Annotated in this window: 11 protein-coding genes; 2 read left to right on the top strand and 9 right to left on the bottom strand. The window is 39.2% G+C overall.

Going from position 1 to position 13,239, the window contains the following annotated elements:
- Window positions 1–343: 343 nt before the first annotated feature.
- The 6 genes from purD to prmA form a co-directional block, all read right to left on the bottom strand.
- Window positions 344–1,630: a phosphoribosylamine--glycine ligase gene (purD, locus tag H4J39_RS01015; RefSeq protein ID WP_182225592.1), complete on the bottom strand. Its 1,287-nt coding sequence runs from the start codon at window positions 1,628–1,630 to the stop codon at window positions 344–346.
- Between the two features lie 84 nt (window positions 1,631–1,714).
- A complete protein-coding gene (locus H4J39_RS01010; RefSeq protein WP_182225591.1) occupies window positions 1,715–2,542 on the bottom strand; it encodes a class I SAM-dependent methyltransferase in 828 nt (275 codons plus the stop codon).
- A 256-nt stretch (window positions 2,543–2,798) separates the two neighbouring features.
- Window positions 2,799–4,400: a bifunctional phosphoribosylaminoimidazolecarboxamide formyltransferase/IMP cyclohydrolase gene (gene purH / locus H4J39_RS01005; RefSeq protein WP_182225590.1), complete on the bottom strand. Its 1,602-nt coding sequence runs from the start codon at window positions 4,398–4,400 to the stop codon at window positions 2,799–2,801.
- A 185-nt stretch (window positions 4,401–4,585) separates the two neighbouring features.
- Window positions 4,586–4,873 (bottom strand): DNA-binding transcriptional regulator Fis, encoded by a 288-nt coding sequence (gene fis, locus H4J39_RS01000; RefSeq protein ID WP_070375036.1) that lies wholly within the window; start codon window positions 4,871–4,873, stop codon window positions 4,586–4,588.
- Between the two features lie 20 nt (window positions 4,874–4,893).
- Entirely contained in the window at window positions 4,894–5,859 is a 966-nt protein-coding gene (dusB, locus tag H4J39_RS00995; RefSeq protein WP_182225589.1) for a tRNA dihydrouridine synthase DusB, read from the bottom strand.
- A 194-nt stretch (window positions 5,860–6,053) separates the two neighbouring features.
- On the bottom strand, window positions 6,054–6,935 hold the full coding sequence (prmA, locus tag H4J39_RS00990) for a 50S ribosomal protein L11 methyltransferase (protein WP_182225588.1): 882 nt from the start codon (window positions 6,933–6,935) through the stop codon (window positions 6,054–6,056).
- 122 nt (window positions 6,936–7,057) lie between these two features.
- Between prmA and H4J39_RS00985 the strand changes: the two genes are divergently transcribed.
- Both H4J39_RS00985 and H4J39_RS00980 read left to right on the top strand, forming a co-directional pair.
- Window positions 7,058–7,546 carry a putative 4-hydroxy-4-methyl-2-oxoglutarate aldolase gene (locus H4J39_RS00985; RefSeq protein ID WP_182225593.1) on the top strand — a complete coding sequence of 163 codons (489 nt, stop codon included), beginning with the start codon at window positions 7,058–7,060 and terminating at the stop codon, window positions 7,544–7,546.
- 60 nt (window positions 7,547–7,606) lie between these two features.
- A complete protein-coding gene (locus tag H4J39_RS00980) occupies window positions 7,607–8,572 on the top strand; it encodes an NAD(P)-dependent oxidoreductase (protein ID WP_182225587.1) in 966 nt (321 codons plus the stop codon).
- Between the two features lie 164 nt (window positions 8,573–8,736).
- Here the strand turns inward: H4J39_RS00980 and H4J39_RS00975 are convergent, their stop codons facing one another.
- The 3 genes from H4J39_RS00975 to H4J39_RS00965 form a co-directional block, all read right to left on the bottom strand.
- Window positions 8,737–10,359 carry a di-heme oxidoredictase family protein gene (locus H4J39_RS00975; protein ID WP_182225586.1) on the bottom strand — a complete coding sequence of 541 codons (1,623 nt, stop codon included), beginning with the start codon at window positions 10,357–10,359 and terminating at the stop codon, window positions 8,737–8,739.
- An 81-nt stretch (window positions 10,360–10,440) separates the two neighbouring features.
- On the bottom strand, window positions 10,441–11,598 hold the full coding sequence (locus H4J39_RS00970) for an imelysin family protein (RefSeq protein WP_182225585.1): 1,158 nt from the start codon (window positions 11,596–11,598) through the stop codon (window positions 10,441–10,443).
- Window positions 11,599–11,643: 45 nt separating this feature from the next.
- Window positions 11,644–12,975 carry a hypothetical protein gene (locus H4J39_RS00965; RefSeq protein ID WP_182225584.1) on the bottom strand — a complete coding sequence of 444 codons (1,332 nt, stop codon included), beginning with the start codon at window positions 12,973–12,975 and terminating at the stop codon, window positions 11,644–11,646.
- Between the last annotated feature and the right edge of the window lie 264 nt (window positions 12,976–13,239).

Below are 13,239 nucleotides of genomic sequence, written 5' to 3'. Positions count from 1 at the left end.
AACCATTTAGCTCTTATAAAGAGAAGTTAACTTATCAAAACAGCCCTTTGGGTTACCCCTTGGAACTGGAGCGCATTCTAGACATTTCTCGCTGGGCGTCAACCCTTTTTTGTCATAACTTTGAAATAAATATTTGTTCGAGCAATTAACGTACAACCCGTAGTTTTATTGGTCTTTATTCAACCATACTTCTTCTTTATTTGGTTTTTTCTTATTCTGTTGGTATTTATATTACAAAGATCAATTAAATTTATCTTTGAAGATCCTCTAATGATCAAGTAATTTTAGTTAATAAAAAAGCCTCTTAAAAGAGGCTTTTGTCTAAACGCTTAAAATATATAAGTTAGCTTTGCTCTCTAGCAATAGCTCGATAGGCAATATCAGTTCTAAATTGCACTTCTTCCCAATTAATTTCATGTAATAATGCGTAAGCGGATTTCTGAGCTTCTGTGACGGATTCACCTAATGCAGTAGCACAAAGTACACGTCCACCGGACGTTACTATGTCGCCATTAACTTGAGCCGTTCCAGCATGGAAAGTTTTTCTGTCTGGGTGCGTATTAGTTTTCAGGCCTGAAATAACTTTACCTTTACTATAACTTCCTGGATAGCCGCCAGCGGCAAGTACAACACCTACAGCAGGACGTGGATCAAAGTCTATCTTTGCTTTATCTAATTCGCCCGCACAAGCTGATAAACATAACGCTACGATATCAGACTTTAAACGCATCATAATAGGTTGTGTTTCAGGGTCACCAAATCGACAGTTATATTCGATAACTTTTGGTGTGCCACATGCGCCGATCATCAATCCGGCGTATAAGAAACCGGTATAGGGTGCGCCTTCTTTTGACATGCCTTGGACAGTAGGATAAATAACTTCATTCATAATACGTTGATGAAGTTCTGGAGTTACTACCGGCGCAGGAGAATAAGCTCCCATTCCGCCAGTATTAGGTCCTTTATCATTGTTATAAGCACGTTTATGGTCTTGACTCGTTGCCATAGCTAAGACGTTTTTGCCATCAACCATAACGATGAAACTAGCTTCTTCACCATCTAGAAATTCTTCTATAACAACACGGTGCCCTGCATCACCGAAAGCATTACCTGCAAGCATGTCTTTAATCGCATCTTCCGCTTCGGGTAATGTCATCGCGACAATAACGCCTTTACCTGCTGCTAAGCCATCAGCTTTAATAACAATAGGTGCACCTTTTTCTCGAACATATGCTAATGCAGGTTCTATTTCAGTAAAGTTTTGGTACCAACCCGTTGGAATGTTGTGACGAGCTAAAAAGTCTTTAGTAAATGCTTTTGAACCTTCAAGTTGTGACGCTTTAGCACTAGGACCAAAAATAGTTAAACCCTCAGCTTGGAAAGCATCAACGACGCCGTCAACAAGCGGCTGCTCCGGACCAACAATCGTAAGGGCAATGTTCTGAGTTTTAGCAAAGTCGACTAGTGCAGCAGTATCGCCAGCAGATATGGCAACATTTTCTACTTTATGCTCTGTTGCTGAACCAGCATTACCTGGTGCAACAAATACTTTTTCTACTTGTGCTGATTGTGCTGCTTTCCATGCGAGTGCATGTTCACGACCACCACTACCTATTACTAAAACATTCATTTATCTTAACCCTACTTTATTTACTTGAAAATATGCTAAAAAACTTGCGCCATTATAAGGGAAGTTATGACGCAAGTCTTAAGATTATTTAGCTACTTTTGCAAATTTTAACGTCATACGATCGCTTTCTCCGATGGCTAAATATTTTTCTCTCTCTTTATCTTTCAATGCAAGTGAAGGAGGTAATGTCCAGACACCTTTTTCATAACTTGCTTTGTCTTTAGCATTAGCATTTACTTCACTACTGGCAATAAAAGTAAATCCAGCAGCTTCAGCTTGTGCAATTGTCTTATCCACAGAAACATAGCCGCTATTCATATCGTTAGCTGTTGCGCCTTTAGGTAAGCGATGTTCAACAACACCTAAAATACCGCCGGCTTTTAATGCTTTAAATGCATCAATGAATACTTGGCTTACGCCCTCTTCTCCCCAGTTATGTAAATTACGGAAAGTAAGTACCATATCGGCGGTACCTGCAGGCGCCAATTCACTTGCTTTCTTTGGCACAAAATTTGATAACTCAACTTCACTATACATCTCGTGGCTAGCCAATTTTTTTACTAATTTTTTACGCGAATTGCTGTAATAGTTGTCTTCACCCGTATCGGGGTAATGTGCGCCAATTAATTTACCTTTACCCTTTAGCGCCGGAGCTAAAATTTCAGTGTACCAACCGCCACCAGGGGTAATTTCAACAACAGTCATTGATGGATTAAAACCAAAAAATTCTAAGGTTTGCTTTGGATGACGATATTGATCACGCATTTTATTAGCAGCAGATCTATTTTCACTAGCAACAGCTTGCTCTAATTGTAGATTAGCCATAGGTTTACTTGTTTGTTCAGCGTAAGAGACACTGGCAAGTGACAGACTAATGATTGAGGCAGACAGTAAAGTTTTTATTGTTTTCATTTGCTTTTCCATATCAAGAATAAAGGTTAACTCGACATGTTATAGCAGATTTTAAAAGAAGAAACAGATAAGGGAGATAAAATAAAGGGGTTTAGCCTTGTTGAAATGTAACATTTTATCAACAAGGCTAATAAAGCAGTTAATTGAATATGCGTTAAGTTGTGAAGTTCTCTTTGAAGGAAAGAGCACGGAGCTGACGATAGTCAGTGAGTACTTTTAACGCATAAAGAGGGCTTCACAACGACAAGCATTTCATTTAATGGCGGAAGTGGCGCATTCCTGTAAACACCATAGCAATGTTGTGTTCATCGGCAGCCGCAATAACTTCATTATCACGCATTGAGCCACCTGGTTGAATTACGGCAGTAATTCCAGCTTCAGCGGCGGCATCTAAACCATCACGGAATGGGAAAAATGCATCCGATGCCATGACCGAACCTTTAACTTCTAAGTTTTCATCTGCAGCTTTAATACCAGCAACTTTAGCAGAGTAAACGCGGCTCATTTGGCCAGCACCAACACCAATAGTCATGCTGTTTTTAACATAAACAATGGCATTTGATTTTACATATTTCGCTACTTTCCAACAAAATTGTAAATCACGCATTTCATCTGTCGTAGGCTGACGTTTGGTCACTACTTTTAATTCGTCAACAGTTACTTTACCTTGATCTCTGTCTTGAACTAATAAACCACCGTTTACACGTTTAAGATCAAATTCAGTGGTTTTTGTAGACCATTCACCACATTCTAATAAACGCAGGTTAGGTTTAGCAGCAACAATTTGTGCAGCAGCTTCTGAAACACTTGGGGCGATGATAACTTCAACAAATTGACGAGAAACAATAGCTTCTGCTGTGTCTGCATCTAATTCACGGTTAAAGGCGATAATGCCACCAAATGCTGACGTAGGATCTGTTCTATATGCACCTTCATAAGCCGCTAAGATATTGTCGCCAATTGAAACGCCACAAGGGTTAGCATGTTTTACGATAACACACGCCGGCTCATCAAATTCTTTAACACACTCTAAAGCTGAATCAGTATCAGCAATGTTGTTGTAAGAAAGGGCTTTACCTTGAAGCTGCTTAGCGGTTGAAACTGAAGCTTCTTGTGCATTAGCTTCAACATAAAAAGCAGCGTCTTGATGAGAGTTTTCACCGTAACGTAAATCTTCAGTTTTAATAAACTGACTGTTAAAGGTACGTGGAAATTTGTTTTTCTCTTTGAAGTTAACTTCAGCATTTTCACTGCCGTGGGCGCTAAGCATTTTACCAAAGTAATTTGCGATCATTCCATCATAAGCAGCGGTATGCTCATATGCGGCAATAGCTAAGTCAAAACGAGTTTTGTAAGTCAATGAGTCATCATTTGTATTCATTTCTGCTAATACACGATCGTAATCTCGGGCATTAACGACAATGGTTACGTCTTTATGATTCTTTGCTGCAGCGCGAACCATTGTTGGCCCACCGATATCGATATTTTCGATAGCGTTTTCTAATGTACAATTTTCATCGCTAACGGCGTCAGCAAATGGGTAAAGGTTAACAACAACAAGGTCAATCGCACTAATATCGTTTTCAGCCATAACAGCTTCATCAATACCACGACGCGCTAAAATACCGCCATGAACTTTTGGGTGAAGTGTTTTAACACGACCATCCATAATTTCAGGATGGCCTGTATATTTAGAAACTTCAGTGACTTGTATGCCATTATCAGCTAATAACTTTGCTGTGCCGCCGGTTGATAAAATATCAACCCCTTTTTGCGCTAAGCTGCGGGCGAAATCGACAATACCTGTTTTATCAGAAACACTTAATAATGCACGTTTGATTGGGCGTGGAGTATCCATTGCTTTATTGTTAACCTTAAAGTTAGTTTAATTGTCTGGCCGTTGACATTTGTCCTTGGCAGTTATTCTTCTTTAAATAAATCCTCTACTCAATACTGAGTAGCTAGCTTGATGAAACACCTTAGCTAGAAATAAAGAAAGCACCCTAGGGTGCTTTCGATTGACAGGAACAACCTGTCTTATTTTTAGTTCATGCCGTATTTTTTTAACTTCTTACGTAAAGTACCGCGATTGATACCTAATAAGTTAGCTGCGCGTGTTTGGTTACCACGCGTATACTTCATAACTTCTTCTAACATTGGCGCTTCGATTTCAGAAAGTACAAGGTCGTACATATCATCTACATCATTACCATTTAATTGTGATAAGTAGTTACTGATCGCTTGTTTAGCTTGAGTACGTAATGGAGAATACTCAGCTTGAGTTTGGATTTTGCCAGTAACGAATGGTGATGAAATATTTTGTTCAAACATAAAGTTCAGACTCTTTCTAGTTAATTTAAATTATCAAAATACAGTTCTAATGCGTCAACTTGATCGGTAGTTGACTCTAATGCATTAAAAACAGAACGAAATTTTTTCTCTTGGTCATACGCGAGCATATACCAAGCAACGTGCTTACGAGCAAAACGGACACCCATAAAGTCACCATAAAAATTGTGCAAATCCTTTACATGCCCGATAACTATCGGACAAATCTCTTCCAATGAGGGGGCAGACAAATGTTCACCCGTTTTCAAGAAATGGTTAATCTCTCGAAAAATCCAAGGTTTCCCTTGGGCACCACGACCTACCATTACGGCATCAGCCCCAGTAAAATTTAATACCTGCGCGGCTTTTATTGCACTGGTAATATCACCATTAGCTACAACGGGAATACTGACCGCCTGCTTAATAGCTTTTATCGTTTCGTACTCCGCATCACCTTTATAAAAATCATTTCGTGTGCGGCCATGAACGACTAAAGACTGAATACCATTGTGTTCAGCAATTTTAGCAATTTCAATACCGTTGCGTGTGTTTTCACACCAGCCAGTACGAATTTTTAGTGTCACTGGCACGTTTACCGCATCAACAACACTTCGCACAATCTCTTCAACCAGTTTAGGTTCTTTTAGTAGAGCAGAACCCGCGAGCTTTTTATTGACCTTCTTAGCAGGACAGCCCATATTGATATCTATAATTTGTGCGCCATTTTCAACATTAACTTTAGCAGCAAACGCTAACTCTTCAGGATCTGAACCGGCAATTTGTACCGAACGAATACCTGCAAATTCACTATGAATACTTCGTCGTTTAGATTTTTCGGTATGCCATACTTTGGGATTAGACGAAATCATTTCTGATACGGCTAACCCTGCTCCCATTTGACAACACAGTTGTCGAAAAGGTTGGTCAGTTATTCCGGCCATCGGAGCAAGCATTACATTACTTGATAAAGTATACGAACCTATATTCATGTTGCTGTTTTTTTGAGCTACTATTCAAAAGGGCGCTAAGTTTACGTGTTTTTTAGGGAATTGAAAAGCATATAAATTGAACAATTTTTGCTTTTTTTTGCGTTTTTAATATTGACTTTTTGCAAACTATTGATGTGAGCAGAATTTGTACAAATAGCTAACAAATACTGCTCAAATAATAACAGGAATTTTGACTAATTTTTTTTACCTGAAAGACGAACCCACTCATCTTGAACTGCAATGGCATCCATCTCACACCACTGACCATAAATATTTTGCAGTTCATTCGCTTGTTCTTCTAAAACACCCGACAATGCAAGTTGGCCATTTGGTGCAACAAACTCAATAATAGTTGGCGCTAATTCACGTAATGGACCCGCTAAAATATTGGCTACTACTACATCAGCTTTAAGATTGGGTTGGTCTTTGGGTAAGAAAAGCGCTAAACGGTCTTCAATACCATTGCGTTCAGCATTAGCTTTACTTGCTTGTAATGCTTGTGGGTCGATATCAATACCAATGACTTTTTTAGCACCTAACTTGAGTGCCGCCAGCGATAAAATACCTGAGCCACAACCAAAATCAACCACGGTTTTTCCCACTAAATCTAAACCATCTAACCACGTTAAGCATAATGCAGTTGTTGGATGGGTACCGGTACCGAATGCTAAACCTGGATCAAGCATTACATTTACTGCATCGGGGTCAGGTACGTCACGCCAGCTTGGGCAAATCCATAAACGATCACCGAATTTCATCGGATGGAAGTTGTCCATCCATTCTCTTTCCCAATCTTTATCTTCAAGTTGCTCTAATTTATAAGCCATGTCATTCCTATCGGGATGAATGCTTTTCAGATAAGTAAGTGTTTTGTCCATATCATGGCTGGCATCGAATAAGCCCATCACCACGGTATTATGCCAATAGATAACTTCGTCACCCGGAAGAGGCTCATAAATAGGGGTATCTTGAGCGTCGATGAAGGTTACGGCTTGAGCGCCACAAGCACTTAACCAATCGCTATATTTTTCTGATGTTTCTTCATTCGCACTCAAGCGAAGTTGTATCCAAGGCATGAAAAGTTCTCACTATAAATTTTTCACTAGTTTAGCATTTGTTAGTTAATACCTACAAAGACTTCTGCTAGAGTGTTAAGACAATATAAAATATTCTACCTGGTCTATTAAGGAACGCTATGATGCTCGATCTTCTCCCTGATTTATATGACATTTACCCTAACGCATTAACATTGGCTCAACCGCTATTTACCGATTATGGTAAAGATAAAATATTCTATGGGGAAATAGTTACTGTTGATTGTTTTAATGACAATTCAAAAGTTAAAGCCTTGGTTGATACCGATGGTACAGGTAAAGTGATGGTTGTAGACGGTAAAGCAAGTATTACTCATGCACTTTTAGGTGATATGCTTGCTGAAAAAGCGGTTAAAAACGGCTGGCAAGGTATTGTTATTAATGGCTGTATCCGTGATGCAGGTACTATTGCAACACTCCACTTAGGTGTTAAAGCATTGGGGTGCTGCCCTATCAAAACCGAAAAGCTAGGTATCGGTGAAGTGAATATTCCCATTACTTTTGCGGGTATATACTTTATTCCAGGACAGTTTATATACGGCGACAAAAATGGTTTAGCCATCAGCGAAACACTTTTATCACTACCATCTTAGTTATCCATTGAGCTAGCGGAAATATAAAAGAGACAACAGAAGACAATACAGGTTATTTATATGAAATATTTTCCAATTTTCCTTGATGCTAAAAATATATCGGCGATGATTGTTGGTGGTGGTGATGTTGCCGCACGTAAAATTGAATTACTGCTAAAAAGTACGACAAATATTACCGTGATGGCTGAAAGTTTATCCCCCAGTGTTCAGCGCTTAATTGATGCACATGAATTGCATTGGCTAACGCATAATTATAAGAGTGGCTACTTTTCGGGTATTAATTTAGTCATTGCGGCTACTGATGATAGTGATGTTAATAAAGCCGTGGCAGCTGAGTCGCAACCTCTTAATATTCTAACCAATGTAGTAGACCAGCCAGAGCTATGTACTTATATCACGCCGGCTATTATTGATCGTTCACCGATGATTATTGCTATGTCTAGCTCCGGTAGTGCTCCTATACTATTAAGAATGCTCAGAGAGCAAATTGAAAAAACACTCCCCAATGGCTATGGTAAGCTAGCAGACTTTTCTTTCAAATTTCGAGACCATGTAAAAGCAAGAGTGAAAGGGTTGCGCAATCGCCGTACCTTTTGGGAAAGTATATTAAGAGGTCCTATTGGTGAAAATATTTTACAGGGGAATGTACAAGAGGCTGAACAACAACTTATTACCAGTATAAAAAAAGAAATAGCCCCACCCGTGGGTGAGATTGTCTTTGTTCATACGTTAGACGGTGATCCTGATAAATTAACATTACAAACTCACCGTGAAATGCAATTTGCTGAGGCGGTACTTTATGATGATGACGTTAATATTGATCTCATTGAATATATACGCCGTGACGCTGAGAAGTACCCACAAAGTATTACTTCAACGATATTAATCAATTTTCAACATGCCATTGAACTTGCAGAGAATGGACAAAAAGTTATTTATCTATTAGCCGGACATACCGCTTTACCAGACAACTCGGCATTAGCCGCAAGTAATATTCCAACAAAGCAATTAATCAGTGGCGTGTAATTAAAACCCTACAAAATTTTATCTTTGTGGGAGCATTAGGTTACACCTGACTGTAAAAATAAATAAGGCGTTAAAGACACTCTTTAACGCCTTGAAAAAGTGATACTTTGCGCAAAGTCCACTTCATCTGGAGATGATGATTTTAGTTCACTAAAAACGGCGAACTACAACGACATGACAAATGAAACTAATTTATCTCGCTCACTACTATTTAATGCCATAAAGCGATCAGTCACTTGCTGTGCTTCGCCGCCATGCCAAAGTATTGCTTCTTCTACCGTACTCGCTCGACCGTCATGTAAAAAGCCCGCAGCAGGATTTACCGTTTTTGTTAAACCAATACCCCATAACGGGCGGGTTTTCCACTCATTACCTGTTGCCATAAAATCACGGCGATTGTCGGCTAAGCCTTCACCTAAGTCATGTAATAGCATATCGGTGAATGGGTAGATATGTTGCCCTTTTAATGATTCTGCTGCAGGAAGTCCACCAATTGAAACATCACCCTTTGCGGTAGTAAAATCCGGTTGATGACATGAAGTACACCCTACCTCCTCAAAATGTAACGCACCAGCAATAACCGCTTTATCCTTTATTTGTCGTCTAGCAGGAACGGCTAAGGTTTCAGCATAGAAAACAACGTCATCTGAAAACGCTTGGCTTGCTTCAGTATTCCCTTGTTCGTCAACACCTGTATCAACAAAACCTGTGCGCGTCACATAACTGTCATGTAAAAATGTATTAGCGATACTTTCATCAGGAAATAATGGATTGGTAATCCCCATATCCCCACGTAATGCCCCAAGTGATTGTACACGCACACTGGGTGTACTCGCCTTCCAGCCAAAACGCCCTAGAGATATAGGAATAGGATCATTGTTTTTTGCTTTTACAGCATCGTAGACCCAATTCGGTCGACCAGAAATTCCATCGCTATTACTGTCTAATTCATCACTTAGCGCGAGAATATCTTTTTCAGGAATAAGCTCTAACAAGCCTAAGCCAAAAATCGGCATACTATTGCGTGGACTATAACGCACATCAGCCTGCATAACTGCACTGTCTAGTTGTTGGTTTTTACTAACGTCGTAGGCATTATCAATCGTAAATAGGGGTTTCTTTAATTCAACAGTCTGACCATCAGAATAAGTGACTGTATTAAATTCATAAGCGAGGTAGACATTGGCTTGGCCAACAAAAGGGTTTTCTTGCCAATCATCACGTGCTTTTAATACACCTCGGTGGAATAACTGTGTACCAAAGCCTTCAACAGGAATATTTTGACAATAGTTATTGTCAATAGACGGCTTTATACATTCACCGTCGTCAATACTTATTCTTAAAAAGATGCCTGCGCTGGAGCCTAGTAATATCCGTTGCTCACCTTTGGGTACGGTCAATGTTGATGAACGCCCGTCACGTTGGTGACAAGAATTACAGTCTTGGTTATTAAAAACCGGCCCTAAGCCATCTAATTCTGGATGCTCAGTATTAGGAGCTGTAATAAAAGCCATTTCAAAATTAGCATCGCCGTTGAGATGTTTTACTAATTCTACTTCGCTAAGTGTAGTGATAGGTGTTGAGAAACCATGCCCTGAATCACTTGCGTCAAATGCAGTCGCTTGAGCACCTAAGTTCTCAACAAAAGTATAATCAGGGTAGTTAGGCGTTATCGTTTCATTACTTTTTGACTTACTGTCACTATTACAACCACTAATAAAAAGTGTTGCCAATAAAAAAATGACCAAAGTCTTAAGCTTATTGATGTGATTAACATTATTTTGCATAAAATTTATCTATTCGTAATAAAAAGGTTGTGCATCCTTGCACACATAACATCCTGTAAGGGGTCGTTGGTTGATCGTTAATTAACTATTCCATTCTTTCAATAATGTCAGCACATCATTCTCTAGTGACGCTTGTAAAATACCTAGCGCATCTATAGCGGTTTGGACACGTACACGAGCTTCTACATCATTAATAGCTTGTCTGAATGGCATATCGTTGTTGCCGGAGATCGCTTTGATCGCATTAATTGCTGAAAGAATTTCAGTATCGACACGTACAGCTAGCTCGCTATCAGCGGCTTTGATAAAATCAATAATACCAATATCAGAGGAAGATTGTGCTGATGTGCGCCCTAAGTACACATTGTGGACACCTTGAATATTGTTAGTAAAGTCAGCTAATGAATTCCAGCTGTATTGCGACTCAACGAGTGAAGTATCCGTTGAGTTAATATCACTACCAAAAGGTTCTGCAATTTTTCCGTTACCGACCTCGTCAACAATTCCTATTAAACCATTAATTAACTCTTGAACTACGCCTAACTGAGAGGCATAAACATCGTTGCCCGGTGTCAATAAAAAGGCTTTATATGCAGAAGAGTTTAAATCGTTAGCGTCATGCCTAACGGTCCAAGCGTCATAGAGAGATTGTGTGTATTCGCGGAATACTTCAGCAGTAGCGGCCAAATATTCTCGCTCTAATGCCGTCATTTCATCGATAGCTTTTGCATTGTCAGTTAAACCATCACCAAAAAGTAAAAACTCCATGGTATGAAAGCCTTGAACGTCATCATTAAATAGCTTAATTACGTCAGCATTAAAGCCACTCTGTGTTGCTAGTAAACTTTGTAAATCACTGGTATTCAATGGCCATGTATCTAAATGTGGATCAATCGAAAGTGCATCTACTGGACCAAAAATATGTGCTTCACCCTGCTCCCAAGGAGAACGAACGGTTTGCCACGCTTCTTGGCTTGCCGCTAACGTTGCTTGTGAAGGTGAGTTTAATAGAGAGAGTGTCGCTAAGTGAAACATCTCTGCTTTAGTATTAAGATCATTGTAGCCTTCAACAATAATATCATTGGTAATATTCGCTATCATAGGTTCCGCATCAAAGGTAAAACCTGTTGGCTCAACAATTGTTGGACTTGGTGTAGTATCAGAAGAACTACTGCCACCACAAGCAGATAACAATAAGAGTGCTGCTGAAGTAGCTAAGAGTGAAGTTTTTATTAACATTTATATTTCCTTAAATAAATATTTTTTCGTCTTTTAAATTAATGATTAAATTGAAAAATAATAGCCCATTGATAAGCTAAAGCTTTGTGTACTATCGAGATTATCTTGTGCGTAATATTTTTCGGCAAACTGCGCTTTCAGTACAATATTTTTAGTTGGAATAAAGTTTACGCCGACAGCAATTTCTTCAATATCAAAACGCGCTGTTGCCGCACCACTTTCTAAGGCTTTAACCGGGTTGGCGTAATCGTATGATGTGAAAAAATAAAGCGGCTTAGTTAAACCAAGTAAAGACTGACTGTTATAGGCAACCTCTAGAAAAGCTGATTCAGCTTCACTACCCAACTGAGCGAAATTACCCGGTTTTAATCCTGGAGTGGTTTTATTCGCTGAAGTGATGGATGGACTGTTCTCTAATTGACCGAATAACAACTGACCTCTGACTATTAAATCTTGATAGCGATACACACCGTTTAAGCCAAAAATTGTTAAATTTCCGTTACCCGATATATTATTGGTGTTGTTACGGTTACCACTGGTATTGCCAGTATAAAAACTCGCACCAATACCTGAGCCATTTTTAAGATCGCCATAGTCTACGCGTAAGGTAAATGCTAGGTCGTCGGCATTAACGGTTTCAAAACGCTTTTGATGACCACTTGCTACCCAACGGTAAGTACGAAAATATTCAGAATTGAGACCCGTAGTTACGAGTGCTTGTGCTTTTAATCCTTGCCAATTTGTGGTGAAGTTAACACCTGTTTCATGCCAAACCTGAGGGATAAGGGTTGATTCGCTCCAATGACGCTCGGTAGTAAAATATTGATCAGGTTTATGTAGCTCAGTACCTAAACCGACAGGGACAAAAATTCGCCCTAATTTAATCGCAAAATTTTCATTATAAGCATAATTTAGTGCTAATTTTTCAACAAGCACTTCTCCTCCTGCTTCGATCTCAGTTTCAAATTCACCAAACTCTTCAAAACCATCGTATTCTAATGCAGCACCTGTTCCCCCATGTTCATACTCTAACTCGATTTCAACTTGCCACTGGCGATCAAACTGGTAACCAAATTCTAAGACAACACGCTCAACATCAGTCTTGCTTCGTTTTTCTGGATTTGTGTCTTGCGTATTACGAAAAACATCTTCTGTTTTATAAAGCACACTGCCGTATGATTTAATTTGCCAATTTTTGTTAGGTGAATAATCACTGACTTTATGACTACTGGCAGCCGAGACCTCTAAAGTTAGCTTGCTAAGTGCTCTTTTTAACGCTTCAATTTGTTGTTGCTGTTTAACGAAATTAACCTCTGTGGTTTGATCATTAGCCTGTGCAAGATTAAGTAAACTTGCCAGATAAAATGTTACTACCATAAAAACTTTCTTGTTCATCTCTCACCACGAATACAAATGCGAATCACTTTTATTTGCGTTTATTGTAATAAGCTCTGATACAAATTGCAAACAATAATAGTTCTCATTCGTGATTATTTTTATTCTCTTTGTTAGCTACCAAATTTTAGACATAAAAAAAGACGCCGAAGCGTCTTTTTCTCAGTTCTCGTGAGAACTAAAATCAGGAACTAGTCAATGATTTTAGATACAACACCAGCACCAACTGTACGACCACCTTCACGG

Source organism: Colwellia sp. Bg11-12, from assembly GCF_014076955.1.
In the GTDB taxonomy this organism is placed as follows: Bacteria; Pseudomonadota; Gammaproteobacteria; order Enterobacterales; family Alteromonadaceae; genus Colwellia_A.
The sequence above is the reverse complement of the archived record's forward strand: the minus strand, read 5'-3'. Positions and strand labels throughout refer to the sequence as shown.